The following is an 18,224-nucleotide window of genomic DNA, read 5'->3' as shown; positions in this document are numbered from 1 at the left end:
GCGGTGTCGGCTACGCCGGCGTGATCCACCGCAGCGGCACGTCGATCGTCACCTCGGTGCCGCGTCCGACGACCGTATGCCAGTCGATCGTGCCGCCGAGCTCGCCCTGGATGAGGGTGCGCACGATCTGAGTGCCGAGCCCCTCGCCGACCTTGCCCTCCGGCAGGCCGGAGCCGGTGTCGCGCACCTGGACGGTGAGCGTCGTCGGTGAACGGTCGGCGGTGATCTCGACATCGCCCTCCTGCCCGGCCAGGCCGTGCTCGACCGCGTTGGTGACGAGCTCCGTGAGCGCGAGCGCGAGCGGAGTGGCGTACTCGCTCGGCAGGACGCCGAACGAGCCTGAACGCTTCGGGTGGGCCGTCGTGTTGTGCGCCGAGGCGACCTCGGCGACGAGGAGCAGCGCCCGGTCGAAGACCGCATCGAAGTCGACGTTCTGGTTGAGCCCCTCGGAGAGGGTGTCGTGCACCACTGCGATCGCTCCGACTCGCCGCATCGCCTGGGTCAGGGCTTCGCGAGCCTCATCCGAGTGGGTGCGGCGTGCCTGGATGCGCAAGAGCGAGGCGACCGTCTGCAGGTTGTTCTTGACGCGGTGGTGGATCTCCCGGATCGTCGCGTCCTTCGTGATGAGCTCCTGCTCCTGGTGGCGCAGCTCGGTGACGTCGCGGCTCAGGACGATGGCACCGATGCGCTCGCCCCGGTGTCGGATCGGGATCGCCCGCAACGAGACGGTGACGCCGCGGGACTCCACATCGGTGCGCCAGGGTGCGCGACCCGTGACGACGAGCGGCAACGACTCGTCGATCACGAGCTTGCCGCTCAGGATCTTCGTGCTGACCTCGGCGAGCGACTCGCCCTCGAGCTCGTCGTCGAAGCCCATGCGGTTGAACGCCGACAGTGCGTTCGGGCTCGCGAAGGTCGTGGTGCCGTCGACGTCGAGCCGGATGAGCCCGTCGGACGCTCGCGGCGCACCGCGTCGCGGGCCGGTCGGGGCGCCGAGGTCGGGGAAGTCGCCCGACGCGATCATCTGGAAGAGCTCCTCGGCGCACTCGTTGAACGTGAGCTCCTGACGGCTCGGCGTGCGCGTCGCCCCCAGGTTCGTATGCCTCGTGATCACGGCCACCGGCTCATCGGCGAGCTTCGTGCCGGTCGAGGTGAGCCGTCGCATGACCGGCACGGCCCGCACTCGAGTGGGCATCTCCTCGTACCAGTCGGGCGCCGACGAGTCGACGATCCGGGCGCTCCCGAACGCCTGGGTGGCGAGATCGTGCCACTGCGGCTTGATCTCCTGCCCGACGAAGTCGCGGTAGAACAACGTCGCCGCACTCGAAGGTCGCGCATGCGCGACGGCGACGAACCCGTCGGGTCCGGACGGCACCCATAGCACGATGTCGGCGAAGGCGAGGTCGGCGAGCAGCTGCAGGTCGCCGACGAGCATGTGCAGCCAATCGACATCGGCCTGACTGCTGCGGCCCTGGGCGAGAACGAGGTCACTGAGGGTCGACACAGATCCAGCGTAGTCGTGCTCGGGCGCCCGCCTGCTCAGCCCGTGGCGGGCCGCCTGACGGGTGGGAATGCGAACCCGCGGCGCCGTGCCGGCTCGGGGACCGGGAGCAGCGCGTCGAACGCGTAGTCGCGGATCGCTGCGCGCAGTGGCGAGCGAGGAGCAGCATCACGGAGGGTGCGAGCGGTGAGGATCGCTGCATCCGCTCCCTTGCCGTCGTGCGGGAGCAGCGTCGCGTCGTCGAGGCCGGCGAACCGGCGGAGCGTCTGCCGCACCTGGCTGTGCGCGTCGATACCGAGCGCACTCGTGCGCACCCGGTTGACGATGACGTCGACCCGCTCGGGCTCGACGAGGTCGATGAGCTCTCCGTGGCCGCGCAACAGGCGCGACAGTCCAACGGGGTCGGCGAGCCCCACCGCGACGACTCGATCGGCGGCGGCAAGCGTGGCGAAGGTGGCCGCATTGCGCCTCGGCGCGAACTGGTCGCTCGTGAGTTCCTCGTCGTGCTCGAGGCTGAATCCCGTGTCGACGACGACGTACTCGACCCACGCTCGAATGGCACCGAGCGCGGCCGTCACCCGGTCACGCGAGAGTTCGGGCCACCGGCTCGGCCCGACGAGGCCCGTGAAGACGTTGAATGACGCTCGCGGCGCCGAGTACCGCTGCACGATTCGTTCGAGCTCGGCGCGATCGAGCGCATCGGCCCCCGCGAGCCGGCAGGCGGATGCGAACCCCGGCGCCTCGTCGAGCAATCCGAGCGAGGGCGCCACCGCACCGCTGTACGGATCGGCGTCGACGAGGGCGACGGTGTGCCCCGCCGCCGCGATCTCCGCGGCGAGGTTCACGGCGACGGTCGTACGGCCGGGCGCGCCGGCGGGCCCCCAGACGGCGATGACGGATGCCGCCCGCGAGGGGCGCGCGCTCGTCTCGCCGAGCCGCGACGGCACCGGCACTCCCCCGCTCACGAGCACCTCGACCTCGGGCCAGGTGACCGAGCGGTCGAGCACCTCGTGCAAGCCGAGCTGCGCCGCGTGCGCCCGTTCGGCGTCGCCGGAAGCGAGCCCGATGATGCGGATGCCACGTTCGTCGCATGCCTGGAGCAGCTTGGCGCTCAGGGTGCCGCGGCCGGCGCCGACGATGACGACCTCGGGCGCGAGCACGTCGAGGCTCTCGAGGAGGTCTCGCCAGCCGACGAGGCGCGCGACGACGGTGTGGTCGTGCTCGACAAGGTCGGCCAGGAGCCGGTCTTCAGTGGTGGCGTCGAGCGCGAGGGCGAGCCGTGCCATCTCAGCGCCCGTTCGCGCGCGCCGGAACGAGATCGATCGCGTCGCCGGCGGCGAGCGCCTAGAGGAGGGCCGCCACCTTCTCGCGAGGGATGAGCAGCTCGACCGAGACGCCCTCGTCTGCCACCATGCCCTCGCTCTCGACGAGCCCCGCGATCTCGGCGCCCGACACGAGGACCGCCGGTGGCTCGAAAGCGCCGCGCTCGAGCTGCCGCGCCGTCCACACGTCGACGCTCGAGCCTGCTGCCAGCTCGGTGGGCAATGGCCCGCTGCTCGGTACGACGATCGTCGCCAGGCCGGTGCGATCCGCGTCGTCGACAGCGGAGCCGGGCACGAGCTCACCCGCCTGCACGGTGCGGGTCACGACGAGGCCGCCCTCGGGCACGTCGCCGAGCGCGAGGTACTGCGAGGCACTCGCCCCGAGTCGGACCGATTCGGAGGTGAGGTCGCCGGCGTCGATCCGGGTGCCCGGGGTGAGGGTCTCGCGTGCGACGTAGACCTCTGCCGCGTCGTCGAGCCCCGAGATGAGCGCCCACACGCCGAGCGTGGAGCCGGCGATGAGCACCATGCCGATGATGAGACGCGGATCGAGGCGGAGGGACCCCCGTTCACCGCGTTCCTGTCGACGTGCCATCGGCCTGCTCCCTTCACCGTGGCGCGCTCGCGCCGCACCCATCGTCACCCGAAGCAGGGAGGACGCCCAGAAGTTATCCACATTCGCTCCGCACCCGTGGCGACAGGTCGATAATCGAGACATGACCTCTCCAGGTTCGGGCGACGAGATCGGCCGGTTCCTCACCATCGCCGACGCGGCCGAGATCCTCGCCGTCGACGTCGCGACGGTCGACGAGCTGATCCGCTCGGGCGAATTGCCCGCGATCCGCGTGGGCACCTCGGGTCCGTGGCGCATCGAGCGCGTGCAGCTCGAGTTGTGGATCGAGGGGCAATACGAGGAGACGCGTCGGTACTCGCTCTGGAACCAGGGCGAGTTCGCGAACGTCGTCGAGTTGTCGGGCGCTCGCTCCGGCCGAATGCGCCCCGTCGACTGAGCACGCTCGTTCGCGGTCAGCGGAAGGCGACGAGCAGCACTCGCGCGAGCGGCACGACACGGTAGCCCTGCACCTCCCGCTCCCGCCGGGGTGAGCCCGCGTCGTGGAGGGCGAGGTCGATGTGGTCTCGTGCGACGCGGTCGATGGTGCCGTGCGATTCGCCGTCGACGGTCGTGAGCTGCACGTGCGTGCGCCGCCGGCACAGGTCACGCAGCACGAACGGGAGCCCGATGCGTTCGGCGAGCCTCGCAGCCGACTCGGGCAGCGGCTCGAGGCTCGGGTCGAGCTGCGCGCGTGTGGGCAGCAGCGCGGCGATCGCACCGAGGGGAACGATGCACTGTGCTCCGCCGCGCCTGGGCTCCTGGAGTTCGGCACTCATCCAGTCGCGCCCGAATGCGAGCGGGCGCAGTGCCAGGACGCGGCCGCCCTGCAGTTCCACCCGCACGCTCGCCGTGTGGTCGGAGCGGTCGCCGCCGTCGGCGCTGACGATCGCCGACAGCCGATCTCGCAGCGTGAGCCGCCCGAGACGCAAGCGCTCCTCTTCGATGGCGAGCGCGCGTTCCTCGTCGCGCTGCTCCTGGTCGAGCTGCGACTCGAGATCGTCGAACAGCAGGTCCCAGCGCATGCAGCGACGCTACCGCGCGACCGGAGATCGCCGGTTCGTTTTCCACAGGCGCCGAATTCCCTTGACAGTGCTCGGCGCCGTCAATACGGTTCAGTCAAGGATTTCCGAACGCCCCCCGATCGGGGGGCATTCTTTCCCCTTGGCCGAATGCCCCTTCCCCGCTGGAGCAACGATGACCGCACGCCATGCCGCCGCCGCTCGAACGGTGGTGGTTCGAGGATCCGCCGCGCGATTCCTCGACGACGAAGACGAATATTTCGGCCGCCAACCGGCCCGTCGCGAAGAGCTCCCCGACCCCGAGCCGGTGCTCCGGAATCTCACGCATTGCGTGATCGAGGCGCTCGCGGGCGCTCGCGACCTCGAGCAGCTCGCGCGGTGGGTGAACGACGACGTCTATCGCAACCTCTCGAAGCGCGTCGTGCTCGCCGCGCGCGCCCGCCGCGTGAAGGGTCAGGCGCCGCAGCGTCCGGCGTTCTCACTCGGCCGGCTCATCGTGTGCGAGCCCGCCGACGGCGTGGTCGAAGCGGTCGTCATGGTGCACCAGCGCGCGAGGTCCCGAGCGGTGGCCATCCGCCTCGAGGGCTTCGACCAGCGCTGGCGCGCGAGCGTCATCAGCGTGCTCTGAGTCGCGTGAGCTGAGTCGCACAGCGACGCAACGCACGGCCCCGTGAGCTGCGTCGGTCGGCGACGCAACGCACGGCCCCGCGTGTCAGCGTCCCTTGCGCTCCTGAGCGCGGCGCTCGGCGCGGTTCTGCGGCGCTTGTCCGTTGCCGCCGCCCTCGCCCGTGCGCTGGCCGAACGCGCCGCGAGCCGGCTCGACCTCTGGCGCCTGGCTCTCGGCCACGGCGCGACGCGCACGCTGCGTTGCCGCTTGCTGCACCTGGCCGCGCTGGTTGCGCACCTCGACGCCACCCGCGTCGCTCGGCGCGGAGTAGCTGAGCTTGTCGTCTGGTGCCCCTTGCCGACCGAGGCCCTTGGCTTCGATCCTGGCACCGCCGGCGCCCGCTTGGGGCGCCACCTCGACCTCGAGGTTGAACAGGAAGCCGACGGTCTCCTCGCGGATCGACCCCATCATCTGCTGGAACATCGCGAAGCCCTCGCGCTGGTACTCGACGAGCGGGTCGCGCTGTGCCATCGCCCGCAGGCCGATGCCGTCCTTCAGGTAGTCCATCTCGTAGAGGTGATCACGCCAGCGACGGTCGATGACCGAGAGCACGACACGACGTTCGAGCTCGCGCATCGCGGGCGAGCCGAGCTGCTCCTCGCGTCGCTGGTAGGCGAGCTTCGCGTCGGAGAGGATCTCGCGGCGAACGAAGTCCCGATTGACGCGACCCTTCTCGCCGGCCTCGGCCACGACCTCGTCGATCGTGATGCCGATCGGGTAGAGGGTCTTCAGCTCGGTCCAGAGCGCATCGAAGTCCCACTCGTCGGGGTTGCCCTCGGCGGTGTGCACGTCGAGCACCTCGTCGATGACGTCTTCGAGGAAGCGCTGGGTGCGCTCGTGCAGGTCGTCGCCCTCGAGGATATGACGGCGGTCGCTGTAGATCGCTTCGCGCTGACGGTTCAGCACGTCGTCGTACTTCAGCACGTTCTTGCGGATCTCGGCGTTGCGCGCCTCGACCTGGGACTGCGCGGAGCGGATGGCGCGAGTGACGACCTTCGACTCGATCGCGACGTCGTCGGGAACTCCTCGTGCCATCAGGCTCTCGGCCGCACCGGCGTTGAAGAGCCGCATGAGATCGTCGGTGAGCGAGAGGTAGAAGCGGCTCTCGCCAGGGTCGCCCTGTCGTCCGGAGCGGCCGCGAAGCTGGTTGTCGATGCGCCGCGACTCGTGGCGCTCGGTGCCGAGCACGTAGAGTCCGCCGGCCGCGAGCACCTTCTCGGCCTCGAGGGCAACGTCGGCCTTGACCTTCTCGAAGACCTCGTCCCACGCGGCCTCGTACTCTTCGGGCGTATCGACCGGGCTCAGTCCGCGTTCGTGCATGAGCTGCACCGCGAGGAACTCGGCGTTGCCGCCGAGCATGACGTCGGTGCCGCGACCCGCCATGTTCGTGGCGACCGTCACGGCGCCGTGGCGACCTGCCTGGGCGACGATCGCCGCCTCACGAGCGTGGTTCTTCGCGTTCAGCACCTCGTGCCGCACGCCCTTCTTCGCGAGCAGCCGCGAGAGATACTCGCTCTTCTCGACGCTCGTCGTTCCGACGAGCACGGGCTGCCCCATCTTGTGTCGCTCCACGATGTCCTCGACGACCTGCGCGAACTTCGACTCCTCGTTCTTGTAGACGAGGTCGGGCTGGTCCTTGCGCACCATCGGGCGGTTCGTGGGGATGGCCACGACGCCGAGCTTGTACGTCGCCATGAACTCGGCGGCCTCGGTCTCGGCCGTGCCGGTCATGCCCGAGAGCTTCGAGTAGAGGCGGAAGTAGTTCTGCAGCGTGACCGTGGCGAGCGTCTGGTTCTCGGCCTTGACCTGCACGCCCTCCTTGGCCTCGATCGCCTGGTGGATGCCCTCGTTGTAGCGCCGGCCGACGAGGATGCGGCCCGTGTGCTCGTCGACGATGAGCACCTCGCCGTTCATGACGACGTAGTCCTTGTCGCGCTTGAACAGGGCCTTCGCCTTGATCGAGTTGTTGAGGAAGGAGATGAGCGGGGTGTTCGCCGACTCGTAGAGGTTCTCGATGCCGAGGTAGTCCTCGACCTTCTCGATGCCGGACTCGAGCACGCCCACGGTGCGCTTCTTCTCGTCGACCTCGTAGTCCTCGCCGGAAACGAGCCGCTTCGCGAGGTTCGCGAACTCCGTGAACCAGCGGTTCGCCTCGCCGGATGCCGGCCCGGAGATGATGAGCGGCGTGCGCGCCTCGTCGATGAGGATCGAGTCGACCTCGTCGACGATCGCGAAGAAGTGCCCGCGCTGCACCATGTCGGACGATTGCCACGCCATGTTGTCGCGCAGGTAGTCGAAGCCGAACTCGTTGTTCGTGCCATACGTGATGTCGGCGGTGTACTGCTCGCGGCGCACGGTGGGGGTCTGGCCGGCCACGATGCATCCGGTCGTCATGCCGAGGGCGCGGAAGACGCGCCCCATGAGCTCGGACTGGTAGCTCGCGAGGAAGTCGTTGACGGTGACGATGTGCACCCCGCGGCTCGTGAGCGCGTTCAGGTAGGCGGCGGTGGTCGCCACGAGGGTCTTGCCCTCACCGGTCTTCATCTCGGCGATGTTGCCCAGGTGGAGCGCAGCGCCGCCCATGAGCTGCACGTCGAAGTGCCGGAGGCCGAGGGTGCGCCGGCTCGCCTCGCGCACTGCGGCGAAGGCCTCGGGCAACAGGTCGTCGAGCGACTCGCCGTTGGAATAGCGTTCGCGCAGCTCGACGGTCTCATGCTTCAGTTCCTCGTCGCTGAGGGCCTGGAAGTCGTCTTCGAGCGCATTGATCGCTGCAGCGTAGTTCTCCAGCCGCTTGAGTGTGCGACCCTCGCCGACGCGGAGGACCTTTTCCAGAATCGAAGCCACGAATGTTCTCCTGTAGTCGTCGGGCGCCGGGTTCGTCGGGTGGATCACCCGGGCACGCCCGATGCCGCCGTTCAGACGGTCATCATAGCCATGCTAGCGGGCAGTCGGCTGGGCGTCGCCCGAGCCTGCGCTTGCACGCAGCGGGCTGTCCGCATGAGTGAGCCCGTCGGTGGTTCGCCGGGTCGGCGGCCCTCCGACGGGCTCGAGCGGAGCGAACGGTCAGGCGCTGGCGCGCTGCAGTTCGGCAGGTAATTCCGCGGTCTCGTCATCGCTTCGGTCGTCGAGGCCGATGAGGCCGTAGTCCCAGCCCTTGCGGCGGTACACCACGCTCGGGCGCCCGCTTTCGGCGTCGACGAACAGGTAGAAGTCATGACCCACGAGCTCCATGAAGTAGAGCGCGTCGTCGACGGTCATCGGGGTCGAGGCGAACACCTTCCTGCGGATGACCACGGGCGAATACACATCGTCTTCTTCGATCGCCTGCGTCTCGTTCTCGGCGATCACGGGAATGCTCCCGGTGCGCACCCGCTCGAGCACCTCTGGCGCTGCAGCCTGGACACCGACTCCGGCGAAGCCCACGTCGGTCGCCTCGCGCAGCGACGTCGGGCGGCGCTGGCCGCGATGCACTTTCCGCCGATCCTTCGATCGGCGGACCCGCTCGAGCAACCTTCCGAGTGCGACGTCGAACGCCGCGTACTTGTCGGAGCCGTCTGCCTCAGCTCGCACGACCGGACCCTTGCCCACGAGCGTGAGCTCGATACGGTCGGGACCAGTGTTGCCGTTCTTCTCGTTGTGGCGCGTGAGCTTCACGTTGAGCGAAATGGCTCGTTCGGCGAGATGGGTGACTTTCTCGGACTTCTCGGCGGCATATGCCCGGAAGCGATCAGTGATTTCCAGGTTTCGTCCGACGATGTTCAGTTCCATGACGACCTCCATCTACCGGCGTGTCACCCGGGTCTGAAGGGTGGATCGACCACGCCTGTCCTGCCACCGTAGCCCCGATGTCAGGCAAAGTCACGGAGTGTTTCCGGTGACTTCGCTGCATGCCCGCCGTGTCGCAGTGGGGTCTCGGCGAGCACCGCGAACGCGCCCGCGGAACCGCCCGCCGCGATGATCGCACGGGCCGCTTCGGCGAGCGTCGACCCCGTCGTGAGCACGTCGTCGACGAGCAGGAAGCGGCGGCCGGTGAGCAGCCGCACGGCCACGAGACCCCCCGCGGAGTTGGCTCGCCTCGCCTCGGCACCGAGCCCCGCCTGGTCGACGCGGCCGCGGGCGAGCGCGAGCACCTTCGACGAGCGGATGCCGCACCGGGCGAGCAGCACCTCGACCGGTGCGTACCCGCGCGCACGGTGCGCGCTCGGCGCCGACGGGATCGTGCAGACCTCGAGCGCGCGCCCGGGCGGGGCCGCCTCGACCGCGCGGGCGATCGCGGATCGGAGGGCGAGCGCGAGCGCCGGCGAGGCATCCGTGCGCCCGCCGTCCTTGAACTCGCCGATGGCCGACGCGACGGGACCCGCGTACTCGAGCGCCGCCCACGCGCTGAGACCGGGCCGCTCGACGAGGTGCGGCGCCGCGGCGAGCGCGACGCGACACGCGTCGCAGACCGCGCGGTCGGGCTCACCGCAGCCTGCGCACCTGACGGGCAGCACCACGGCGAGCGCGTCGAGCACCGCTCGCTCGAGGCGGCCCGCGACGGCGCTGCGGGCGAGCGGTGGAAGTGACGGTCGCGACGGAAGAGGTGGCGGATGCTGCGGCATCCGCTCAGCCTGCGCCGCATCCGCCCCCTCGACGGCATGCCGCGGCATCGCCGATGACGGCGGCTGCGCCGGGCCGCATGTCGAGGAGAGGTCGCAGCTCAGTTCGGCTGTTGGACCGCCGTGAAGCGAATGTTGAGATTCGGCGCGCGCACCTGCCAGCCGACGCCGATCCGCACGTTCAGGGCACCGGCCGACGTGAGCACCCGGACGTCGTTGATGCTGTTGCCGCCGTCGAGCAGGACGCCGCCGTCGGGGCCCTGCCGATCGCTCGCGAAGCCGCCGATCTCCTGGGTGACGAGCCGCGTGGTTCCGTCGGGCAACGCCGTGAGCGAGGCGACATTGCTCGCGTCGAGCCACGCGACGTCGAGCGGCTTGCCGGGAGTGTCGTCGAGCTGGAGCGCCACCGGGCCGAGCGCGACGGGGCGACCCTCGGCGTCGCGCTCGATCGACGCGACGACGAATTGCGTGCGTGCGCCGTCGCCGAGCAGTGCGATCAGGCGCGTCGAGTCGCGCGACACCTCGATCGCGGCGATCGAGGACCCGCCCCAGGGCACGTCGAGCGGCAGGTCGGTTCCGTCAGGGGCGAACGCGACGAGCTGGTCGGGCGACCCCCGCGGCACCGACCAGACGTAGCCCGCGCCGTCCATCGCGGGCACGACGAGGTCGGCGCGCGGATCGAGGGGCACCGCTGCCTCCCCGGCGACGACGAGCGAGACTCCCCCTGCGGAACGCACGGCCGCCGACTCCGCATCGGGTCCGAGCGCCGCGCCGGTGGGTGCAAGCTCCTCGACCTCCGCCGAAAGGCCGGGAATCGGGTCGATGCTCTCGCCCGACGTGGCGAGGTAGCCGAACGAGGCCCCGTCGAAGACCACGGGCCGCTGGGCGACGCGAGGGTTCACCACCACCTGTCCAGGCAGGTCGGGCACGTCCTGCTCGAGGCCGTTGAGCGAGAGCGTGACCCTGGAGACGTTGCGCACCTTGCCGACGAGGCTCGCGTCGAGTTGCTCCCTGCATGCGCTGCACCGTGAGCAGGTCGTCGAAGGCGGCTCCCGAGAGGTCGACGCTCGCGACGGTGCCGTCGACCGGCACGGCGTCGGGGTCGAGGCGTACACCGTCGGGGAACGCCGAGACGACGCCGGGATCGAGCCACTCCGCCGGGCCCGTGAGCAGGGCCTTCACGATGCTCGTCTGCACCGAGTCGCGACCGGCGAACCATCGTAGGTCGGGAACGAGGTAGCGGTACTCGGGGTCGAAGAAGTAGAGGGCATGCTTGCGGAACACGCTCGCGAAGTTCGCCTCGTCGATCACCACGCCCGGCGGAGCCTCCGAGATGCGCCATTGCCCGTCGACCTGCTCGAGACGGTACGGCAGCGGGATGGCGGCACGCGACTCGCTCACGGCGTACTGGCCGCCGGCCGTGAGCGAGGCCACAGGTGTGACCTCGACGATCATCGACGACTCGTCGATCGCGATGGGCCTGCGGGCGCCGGCGTCGATCGTCGCGGCGGCGTCGGCCTGCCATTCGTCGGCGAAGGCCGGGGTGAGGAACTGACGCGCCACCCGGTAGTTGTTGCCAGGGCTGACCGCGGCGTCCATGAAGCCCTGCACGATCTGCTCTGGCGTGCCGTCGACCCTCGGGCCCGGCGCGATGATGTCGAACTCGGGGTTCTCGTCGACGACCGCCGAGTTCCCGGCGTTCACCGCACCGGAGTTCGGGATCGACACGCAGCCTGCAAGCATCACGGCAGACATCACGGCGACGGATGCCGCGAACAGGCGCCTACGCATCGTGCACCTCCTGCGCCACGCCGTCGGCGGGCTCGACCGCAGGGACCACGCCCGTCGGCGCCGGCCCGGTCGCCTCGATGTCGTCGGGCACGAGCGGAAGCGGCGACTCGACCGCGTCGGCATCCCTCGTTCGCGGCAACGTCAGCCGGAAGACCGTGCCGTGTCCGGGCTGCGACCACACGTCGAGTGCGCCGCCATGCGCCACCGCGTCTTCGAGCGCGATCGCGAGGCCGAGACCCGTGCCGCCGATCGTGCGCATGCGACTGGGGTCGGCACGCCAGAACCGGTCGAAGACGCGAGCCTGTGCCTCTTCGGTCATGCCCATGCCGTAGTCGCGCACCGAGAGGGCGATCGCTGACGCGTTGCTGTCGACGGCCACGACGATCGGACGGCCCTCTCCATGCTCGATGGCATTGCCGAGGAGGTTGCGCACGATGCGCCGGATGCGCCGCGGGTCGACGTCGGCATCGAGGTGTCCGCCGGGCGCGTCGAGCCGCAGCTCACTCCCCCGTTCGCGGGCGAGTTCGTGCATCGACTGGATCGCATCGCCCGCGAGGTGCACGAGGTTCGTGGGCTCGGTCGCGAGCTCCACTGAGCCGGCGTCGTACCGGCTGATCTCGAGCAGGTCGGCGAGCAGCGTCTCGAACCGATCAGTCTGCGTGTGCAGGAGCTCGACGGTGCGAGCCGTGGGACCGGGGAAGTCGTCGCGCTGGCCGTAGAGCACATCACCGGCGAGCCGGATCGTCGTGAGCGGAGTTCGGAGCTCGTGCGAGACATCCGAGACGAACCGCTGCTGCATCACCGAGAGCTCGGCGAGCTCCCGGATGCGCGCCTGCAGGCTGTCGGCCATGCCGTTGAACGACCCTGCGAGGGTCGCGAGCTCGTCTTCACCCTTGGACGGCATGCGCACGCCGAGGTCTCCGGCCGCCAGCCTGCGGCTCGTGGCCGCGACCGTGCGGATCGGCTCGATCACCCAGCGCACCACGAGGAAGGTCACCGAGCTGAGCAGGGCGAGCAGCGCGGCGGCGCCGACGATGCCGGTGAGCTGCATGAAGGCGAGGGTCTCTTGGGCATTCTCGAAGTTGTAGCCGATGTACAACTCGTATCGGCCGGCGCCGGGGACGACGAGATCTGAGCCCACGACCACGCCGGGGTCGCTGCTGCCGTCGTCTTCCGTGATGGCGACCGACTGCCAGAACTGCTGGTCGGGGTTCTGCTCGACCCGCTCGCGCAGCTCGCGGGTGATGACGCCGCCGAGGCTCGGTGCCACGATGTCGGGCGGGGCGTTCTGGCTGAACGCCTCGCTCGGTTCCCGGTACACGGCGACGGCCGGGCTTCCCGACACTCGGATGACCTGCTCGAGCGCGGAGCTCATCACGCTCTGCAGCGAGGCGCGGTCGGCCGCGTCGGATGAGTCGAGGATCCGCTGCGCGGCGGTCGTCGCCTGGTTCGAGCCGCCGAGCACCTGGTCGAGCTGCTGCCTGAACAGGTTGGAGGCGACGCTGAAGGAGATGTAGAGGCCGATCACGAAGATCGCGAGCGACGAGAGCGAGAGCGTGATGATGACGGTGCGGAACTGCAGCGAGCGCCGCCAGAGCGCCGCGAGCTGCCGCGGCAGCGCGCGCCACCTCGCCGCGGAGAAGATCGCCGGGGACTGGCCCGCACCCATCCGGTCTCCTAGGTGGTCGCGCCGGCCCGGTAGCCGACGCCGCGCACGGTCATGACGATGCGCGGGTTGTCGGGATCGTGCTCGACCTTCGCGCGGAGCCGCTGCACGTGCACGTTCACGAGCCGGGTGTCGGCCTTGTAGTGGTAGCCCCACACCTGCTCGAGGAGCATCTCGCGGGTGAACACCTGCTGCGGCTTCGACGCGAGCGTGTGGAGCAGGTCGAACTCGAGCGGCGTGAGGTTGATCTGCTCGTCGCCGCGTCGCACCTCGTGGCCGGCCGCGTCGATGATGAGGTCGCCGATGCCGAGGGTGTCGGTGGCGGGATCTGGTGCCGGCCGCAGGCGCGTGCGGATGCGGGCGACGAGCTCCTTCGGGTTGAACGGCTTCACCATGTAGTCGTCGGCGCCCGACTCGAGCCCCTTCACGACGTCGGTCGTGTCGGACTTCGCGGTGAGCATGATGATCGGCGTGCCGGACTCGGCGCGGATGCGACCGCACACCTCGATGCCGTCGATGCCCGGAAGCATGAGGTCGAGCAGCACGAGGTCGGGCTTCGTCTCCCGGAACGCGGCGAGCGCACCCGTGCCGTCGGCGCAGAACGCCGGCTCGAAGCCCTCGGTGCGCAGCACGATGCCGATCATCTCCGCGAGGGCCGTGTCGTCATCGACGACGAGTACGCGTGGGTTCATACGTTCGGTTTCCTTCGGGGCCGTGGTATTGCCCGGCCGACTGCAGTGGCTCAAGCGTAGTCGTTCGAGGCCGGAAGACGGCCGAACGTCCCGGTTGCGCGCGAATCCCGCCGGGCAGGCGAAATGTGACAGCATTGGGAGCATCCGCCGGAAGGAGCGCACGCACGTGTCAGATCAGGACTGGCAGGCACCCGGTGGGCCGCCCACCGGGGGTTCGGCACCGGATGCCGCGGGCACGCCGTATGGCGCTCCGGCGAACGTGCCTCCGGCACCCGGCACGCCCCCGCCGCTGCCACCGCAGCCGCCGACCGGAGCGTATGCCCCGCAGCCCGGCACCCCAGGGGGCTGGACGCCGCCCCCGAAGCCCGGCTTGCTCCCATTGCGTCCGCTGAGCTTCGGAACCCTGCTGTGGGCGCCGTTCCGCACCCTCCGGCGCAACCCGGCTGCGACGTTCGGCAGCGGCCTCGTCGTACAACTCGTCTCGGTGATCGCGACCGCGGCGGTCGTCGTACCGTTCCTGATGTTCGCGATCGGGCGCGTCGAGAGCGCGTCGGACGCGGATTTCGACACGGTCCTCGCCGGCACCGTCGGCGGATTCATCCTGCTCATGCTCGTCCCCGTCGCGATCACGCTCGTCGCGGGCGCGTTCCTCCAGGGCGTGATGGTGCTCGAGGTCGCGAGCGGCACCCTCGGCGAGCGGCTCGGATTCGGGGCGCTGTGGCGCCGCACGGCCAAGCGCATCTGGCCGCTCATCGGGTGGACCGCGCTCGTCGCCGCGGCGGTCCTCGCCGCCATCGCCGCGCTCGTCGGGATCATCGTGGTGGCCGCTGGGATCTCGCCGACGGCGCTCGGGGTCTCGATCCTCGTCGCCGTGCTGCTGGGCCTCGGCCTCGCCGTGCTCGGTGCGTGGATCGGCGTGAAACTCTCGCTCGTGCCGAGCGTCATCGTGCTCGAGCACGCCGGCCTCGGCGCCGCCATCCGTCGCTCGTGGCAACTCACCGACGGATACTACTGGCGCACCTTCGGCATCCTGCTGCTCGTCAGCGTCATCCTCAACGTCGCAGCCCAGGTCGTCGTGCAGCCGATCTCGCTCGTCGGCACGATCCTCGCCGTGATCATCGATCCCACCGGCGCCGGCACGGCGGTCACCATCACGATCATCACGACCGTCGTGACGATGATCCTCTCGATCCTCATCGGCGCGATCACGGCGGTCGTGCAGGCGGCGCTCGTCGCGGTCCTCTACATCGACCTGCGGATGCGCAAGGAGGGGCTCGACCTCGAGCTCGAACGCCACGTCGAGCTGCGTGACTCCGGCCAGCCGGTCACCGACCCCTACCTGGCTCCCTCGCCATCCGCGCCCGCCGGAAGCGAACCTGCCGCGACGTGGTCCTGACCTCGCTCGGCGCCACCCCACTCGATCCCGACGCGCCCGAGGCGCGCCGGTGGCTCCTCGACGAACTCTCGAAGACCGAGTACCTCAATGCCGAGCCGAACGCGTTCGACCTCGCGATGGAAGCCATTCGCGACTGGATCGCGAGCCTGTTCGAGGGAGCCGGCGGCCTGCCCGCTCCGATCCTGACGCTGCTGGCCGTGCTTCTCGTCATCGTGCTGGTCGTCGTCGGACTGCTCGTCTTCGGAGTTCCTCGACTGCGCCGCCGGCGTCGCACGCTCGCACCGCTGTTCGACGACCACGACCGCCGCGACCTCGCGACGCTGCGCCGATCCGCGCTCGCTGCCGCAGCGGCGGGCGATTGGCCGCTCGCGATCGAGGAACGGTTCCGCGCCATTGTGCGCGGCATCGTCGAGCGCGATCTCGTGCGCGTGCACCCGGGCACCACGGCACGCGGGTTCACGGATGCCGCGGCACTGCCCTTCCCCGAACACGCCGCGGCGCTCCACGCCGCGGCCGCCGAGTTCGACGGGGTTCGCTACCTCGGCCGTGACGGATCTCAAGGCGCCTACGAGCGCCTCACCGCGCTCGAGCGCGATCTCAGCGCGTCCGCCCCCGCCGACGAGTGGGCCGAGGCCGAGGAGGCGTCGCGGTGAGCGGCGGCCCATCGGCCGCGGCGGTCGCCGATCGCCCGGGCAGCGCCGGCAGCGCCGGAGCGCCCGCCGAACAGGCGACGGATGCCGCGACCGCCACGACGCCGACGTTCCGCGCGTTCGTACGACGTCGCCGCATCTGGATCGTCTTCGCCGCAGTGCTCGTGCTCGGCGCGGTCGTCGTGCTCGCAATCCAGGGCGGCGTGCGCCCTCCCGGAGTGGCGCTCGGCACCGACAACCCCGCCCCACTCGGAGCGATGGCGCTCGTCGAGGTGCTCCGCGACCACGGCGTCTCGGTCACCGAGTCTCGATCGCTGGACTCCGCCGTCGACGCCGCCGACCGGGGCGCCACCGTGGTGCTCTACGACGAGTTCGCCCTCCTCGACGAGTCGCGGCTCGATCGCCTCTCGCGCGCCGCGGAACGGCTCGTGGTCGTCGAGCCGGGCTTCTCGGCTCTCGAGGTGCTCGCCCCCGGCGTTCGCCTCGCGGGCGTCGCGAGCGGTCCGATCGACGACGTGGCGTGCGACCTACCCGCGGCCGAGCGCGCGCGCGGCCTGGGCGATGGCCAGCGCCTGCTCACGGTCGACGACGACGCTCGAGCGGCCGGCTGGCAGGGCTGCTTCCGAGACGAGGAGTTCGGGTTCGCCCTCGTGTCGGGCGAGGGCGACGACGGCGGGCAGGTCACGCTCGTCGCCGCGACGACGGTGTTCGCGAACGAGTCGATCGACGAAGCCGGCAATGCCGCGCTCGCGATCGGGCTCACCGGGGCATCCGACGAACTCGTCTGGTACCTGCCGGGGCCGGGCGACGCCGATGCAACCGAGGCGCCGACCATCGCCGAGCTCACTCCCGGCTGGGTGAGCCCCGTCATGGTGCTGCTCATCGCGGTCGTCATCGCCGCGGGCATCTCGCGCGGGCGCCGCTTCGGCCCGCTCGTCACCGAGAACCTGCCCGTGCATGTGCCGGCCGGCGAGACGAGCGAAGGCCGGGCGAGGCTGTACGCACGCAGCGCCGCCCGCGTCCGCGCCCTCGACCAGTTGCGCATCGGCGCCATCGGTCGCATCATCGAGGCGCTCAAGCTGCCGCGCTCGGCAGAGCTCGGCGCCGTGACGGATGCCGCGGCGCGGGCGACCGGCCGTGACGAGGCATCCGTGCGCCGACTGCTCGTCGACGCCGAGCCGGGCGATGATCGCGGCCTCGTGGAGCTCGCGGCCGAGCTCGACGTGCTCGAGCATGAGGTGCGCGACACGCTTCGGCCCCCCTCCGCAGGCCGGGCGGGCCACACAGACCCGGCAGACCCCGCAGACTCGACAGACCCCGCAGGAAGGCGACCATGACCGATACCACCGCGCTCACCGACGAGGAGCTCCGCGCCGCGCTGAATCGCGTGCGCACCGAGGTCGGCAAGGCCGTCGTCGGGCAGGACGGCGCCGTGACCGGCCTCATCATCGCCCTGCTCACCCGTGGCCACGTGCTGCTCGAGGGCGTGCCTGGCGTCGCCAAGACGCTGCTCGTGCGCACGCTCAGCCGAACGCTGCGGCTCGACACGCGCCGTTTGCAGTTCACCCCCGACCTCATGCCGGGAGACGTCACCGGATCGCTCGCCTACGACCCACGTTCGGGCGAGTTCGCGTTCCGAGAGGGGCCGGTGTTCACGAACATCCTGCTCGCCGACGAGATCAACCGCACGCCGCCGAAGACGCAGTCCGCGCTGCTCGAGGCGATGGAGGAGCGTCAGGTCTCCGCCGACGGCGTCACCCGGCCGCTCCCCGACACGTTCCTCGTCGCGGCCACGCAGAACCCGATCGAGTACGAGGGCACCTACACGCTCCCCGAGGCGCAGCTCGACCGCTTCCTGCTGAAGCTCGTGCTCGACGTGCCCGAGCGCGACGCCGAGGTGTCGCTCCTGCGCCGTCACGCCGACGGGTTCGATCCGCACGACCTCGCCGCGGCGGGGGTCCAGCCGGTGCTGGGAGCGGCCGAGCTCGCTGCGGCACGGGCTGCGGCATCCGCGGTGCGCGTCTCCGACGATGTGCTGGCCTACGTCGTCGACCTCGCGCGGGCGACCCGCCGGAGCCCGTCGATGCGGCTCGGCGTGAGCCCGCGCGGCGCGACGGGCCTGCTCGCTGCCGCGAAGGCGTGGGCCTGGCTCACCGGATACGACTCCGTCACCCCAGACCACGTGCAGGCGATGCTGCTGCCCGTGTGGCGGCACCGGGTGCAGTTGCGCCCCGAGGCGGAGCTCGAGGGCGTCTCGGTCGATGCCGTGCTCCGCAGCATCGTGCAGCAGGTGCAGGTGCCGCTCTGAC

17 protein-coding genes and 1 pseudogene are annotated in these 18,224 nt (G+C 70.5%); 7 read left to right on the top strand and 11 right to left on the bottom strand.

Translation table 11 applies throughout. The features are described from left to right. Window positions 1–10: 10 nt before the first annotated feature. The 3 genes from QFZ29_RS04815 to QFZ29_RS04805 are packed head-to-tail and all read right to left on the bottom strand — an operon-like array spanning window position 11 to window position 3,418. Complete coding sequence (locus tag QFZ29_RS04815) at window positions 11–1,504, bottom strand: sensor histidine kinase (protein ID WP_214870827.1); 1,494 nt, start codon at window positions 1,502–1,504, stop codon at window positions 11–13. Window positions 1,505–1,539: 35 nt separating this feature from the next. Beyond that, the gene (locus QFZ29_RS04810; RefSeq protein ID WP_306893096.1) at window positions 1,540–2,787 is read right to left on the bottom strand and encodes an AAA family ATPase; all 1,248 of its coding nucleotides are present in this window, start codon (window positions 2,785–2,787) and stop codon (window positions 1,540–1,542) included. A 58-nt stretch (window positions 2,788–2,845) separates the two neighbouring features. Continuing rightward, the gene (locus QFZ29_RS04805; RefSeq protein WP_306893095.1) at window positions 2,846–3,418 is read right to left on the bottom strand and encodes an SAF domain-containing protein; all 573 of its coding nucleotides are present in this window, start codon (window positions 3,416–3,418) and stop codon (window positions 2,846–2,848) included. Window positions 3,419–3,539: 121 nt separating this feature from the next. On the opposite strand from QFZ29_RS04805, the gene QFZ29_RS04800 reads away from it, so the two are divergent. After that, the gene (locus QFZ29_RS04800) at window positions 3,540–3,833 is read left to right on the top strand and encodes a helix-turn-helix domain-containing protein (protein ID WP_306893094.1); all 294 of its coding nucleotides are present in this window, start codon (window positions 3,540–3,542) and stop codon (window positions 3,831–3,833) included. Between the two features lie 16 nt (window positions 3,834–3,849). Here the strand turns inward: QFZ29_RS04800 and QFZ29_RS04795 are convergent, their stop codons facing one another. Continuing rightward, window positions 3,850–4,458, bottom strand: coding sequence for a hypothetical protein (locus QFZ29_RS04795; protein ID WP_306893093.1), 609 nt, complete (start codon window positions 4,456–4,458; stop codon window positions 3,850–3,852). A 172-nt stretch (window positions 4,459–4,630) separates the two neighbouring features. Here QFZ29_RS04795 and QFZ29_RS04790 point away from each other — a divergent pair, with 172 nt between their 5' ends. After that, on the top strand, window positions 4,631–5,083 hold the full coding sequence (locus QFZ29_RS04790) for an Rv3235 family protein (RefSeq protein WP_306893092.1): 453 nt from the start codon (window positions 4,631–4,633) through the stop codon (window positions 5,081–5,083). A gap of 84 nt (window positions 5,084–5,167) precedes the next feature. Here the strand turns inward: QFZ29_RS04790 and secA are convergent, their stop codons facing one another. The 5 genes and pseudogenes from secA to QFZ29_RS20385 form a co-directional block, all read right to left on the bottom strand. Next, complete coding sequence (gene secA, locus QFZ29_RS04785; RefSeq protein ID WP_306893091.1) at window positions 5,168–7,966, bottom strand: preprotein translocase subunit SecA; 2,799 nt, start codon at window positions 7,964–7,966, stop codon at window positions 5,168–5,170. A 219-nt stretch (window positions 7,967–8,185) separates the two neighbouring features. Further along, on the bottom strand, window positions 8,186–8,890 hold the full coding sequence (gene hpf, locus QFZ29_RS04780) for a ribosome hibernation-promoting factor, HPF/YfiA family (RefSeq protein ID WP_306893090.1): 705 nt from the start codon (window positions 8,888–8,890) through the stop codon (window positions 8,186–8,188). 80 nt (window positions 8,891–8,970) lie between these two features. Then, window positions 8,971–9,723, bottom strand: a complete 753-nt coding sequence (locus QFZ29_RS04775; RefSeq protein ID WP_306893089.1) for a ComF family protein — start codon at window positions 9,721–9,723, stop codon at window positions 8,971–8,973. A gap of 98 nt (window positions 9,724–9,821) precedes the next feature. Continuing rightward, window positions 9,822–10,700 (bottom strand): LpqB family beta-propeller domain-containing protein, encoded by an 879-nt coding sequence (locus tag QFZ29_RS04770; RefSeq protein ID WP_306893088.1) that lies wholly within the window; start codon window positions 10,698–10,700, stop codon window positions 9,822–9,824. Between the two features lie 79 nt (window positions 10,701–10,779). Then, window positions 10,780–11,175: pseudogene (locus tag QFZ29_RS20385) on the bottom strand (GerMN domain-containing protein); the annotation flags it as partial. Here QFZ29_RS20385 and QFZ29_RS04765 point away from each other — a divergent pair. Beyond that, on the top strand, window positions 11,099–11,275 hold the full coding sequence (locus QFZ29_RS04765; protein WP_306893087.1) for a hypothetical protein: 177 nt from the start codon (window positions 11,099–11,101) through the stop codon (window positions 11,273–11,275). The pseudogene QFZ29_RS20385 and the gene QFZ29_RS04765 sit on opposite strands and share 77 nt — an antisense overlap. Window positions 11,276–11,503: 228 nt before the next feature. Here QFZ29_RS04765 and mtrB read toward each other — a convergent pair whose 3' ends face one another. Together mtrB and mtrA are read right to left on the bottom strand one after the other, a co-directional pair. Beyond that, window positions 11,504–13,180: an MtrAB system histidine kinase MtrB gene (gene mtrB / locus QFZ29_RS04760; RefSeq protein ID WP_306893086.1), complete on the bottom strand. Its 1,677-nt coding sequence runs from the start codon at window positions 13,178–13,180 to the stop codon at window positions 11,504–11,506. An 8-nt stretch (window positions 13,181–13,188) separates the two neighbouring features. Next, window positions 13,189–13,869, bottom strand: a complete 681-nt coding sequence (mtrA, locus tag QFZ29_RS04755) for an MtrAB system response regulator MtrA (protein ID WP_129522413.1) — start codon at window positions 13,867–13,869, stop codon at window positions 13,189–13,191. 166 nt (window positions 13,870–14,035) lie between these two features. Here mtrA and QFZ29_RS04750 point away from each other — a divergent pair, with 166 nt between their 5' ends. Genes QFZ29_RS04750 through QFZ29_RS04735 form a run of 4 tightly spaced genes read left to right on the top strand, consistent with a single transcriptional unit; the run spans window position 14,036 to window position 18,223 of the window. Continuing rightward, window positions 14,036–15,265, top strand: a complete 1,230-nt coding sequence (locus tag QFZ29_RS04750; RefSeq protein WP_306893085.1) for a hypothetical protein — start codon at window positions 14,036–14,038, stop codon at window positions 15,263–15,265. Next, window positions 15,256–15,918, top strand: coding sequence for a DUF4129 domain-containing protein (locus QFZ29_RS04745; RefSeq protein ID WP_306893084.1), 663 nt, complete (start codon window positions 15,256–15,258; stop codon window positions 15,916–15,918). The genes QFZ29_RS04750 and QFZ29_RS04745 overlap by 10 nt, the downstream gene beginning before the upstream one ends. Continuing rightward, window positions 15,915–17,252 (top strand): DUF4350 domain-containing protein, encoded by a 1,338-nt coding sequence (locus QFZ29_RS04740; protein ID WP_306893083.1) that lies wholly within the window; start codon window positions 15,915–15,917, stop codon window positions 17,250–17,252. The genes QFZ29_RS04745 and QFZ29_RS04740 overlap by 4 nt, the downstream gene beginning before the upstream one ends. After that, window positions 17,249–18,223 (top strand): AAA family ATPase, encoded by a 975-nt coding sequence (locus QFZ29_RS04735; protein ID WP_129522417.1) that lies wholly within the window; start codon window positions 17,249–17,251, stop codon window positions 18,221–18,223. Before QFZ29_RS04740 ends, QFZ29_RS04735 begins: the two co-directional genes overlap by 4 nt. Window position 18,224: the final 1 nt, after the last annotated feature.

Source organism: Agromyces albus, from assembly GCF_030815405.1.
Lineage (GTDB): Bacteria > Actinomycetota > Actinomycetes > Actinomycetales > Microbacteriaceae > Agromyces > Agromyces albus_A.
The sequence above is the reverse complement of the archived record's forward strand: the minus strand, read 5'-3'. Positions and strand labels throughout refer to the sequence as shown.

Bases quoted from the DNA above. Each gene is read 5' to 3' on its own strand.
- QFZ29_RS04790 (WP_306893092.1), top strand. From the start codon at position 4,631: ATGACCGCACGCCATGCCGCCGCCGCTCGAACGGTGGTGGTTCGAGGA.
- QFZ29_RS04810 (WP_306893096.1), bottom strand. From the start codon at position 2,787: ATGGCACGGCTCGCCCTCGCGCTCGACGCCACCACTGAAGACCGGCTC.
- QFZ29_RS04795 (WP_306893093.1), bottom strand. From the start codon at position 4,458: ATGCGCTGGGACCTGCTGTTCGACGATCTCGAGTCGCAGCTCGACCAG.
- QFZ29_RS04805 (WP_306893095.1), bottom strand. From the start codon at position 3,418: ATGGCACGTCGACAGGAACGCGGTGAACGGGGGTCCCTCCGCCTCGAT.
- QFZ29_RS04775 (WP_306893089.1), bottom strand. From the start codon at position 9,723: ATGCCGCAGCATCCGCCACCTCTTCCGTCGCGACCGTCACTTCCACCG.
- mtrB (WP_306893086.1), bottom strand. From the start codon at position 13,180: ATGGGTGCGGGCCAGTCCCCGGCGATCTTCTCCGCGGCGAGGTGGCGC.
- mtrA (WP_129522413.1), bottom strand. From the start codon at position 13,869: ATGAACCCACGCGTACTCGTCGTCGATGACGACACGGCCCTCGCGGAG.
- QFZ29_RS04800 (WP_306893094.1), top strand. From the start codon at position 3,540: ATGACCTCTCCAGGTTCGGGCGACGAGATCGGCCGGTTCCTCACCATC.
- QFZ29_RS04735 (WP_129522417.1), top strand. From the start codon at position 17,249: ATGACCGATACCACCGCGCTCACCGACGAGGAGCTCCGCGCCGCGCTG.
- QFZ29_RS04765 (WP_306893087.1), top strand. From the start codon at position 11,099: ATGGCGGCACGCGACTCGCTCACGGCGTACTGGCCGCCGGCCGTGAGC.
- hpf (WP_306893090.1), bottom strand. From the start codon at position 8,890: ATGGAACTGAACATCGTCGGACGAAACCTGGAAATCACTGATCGCTTC.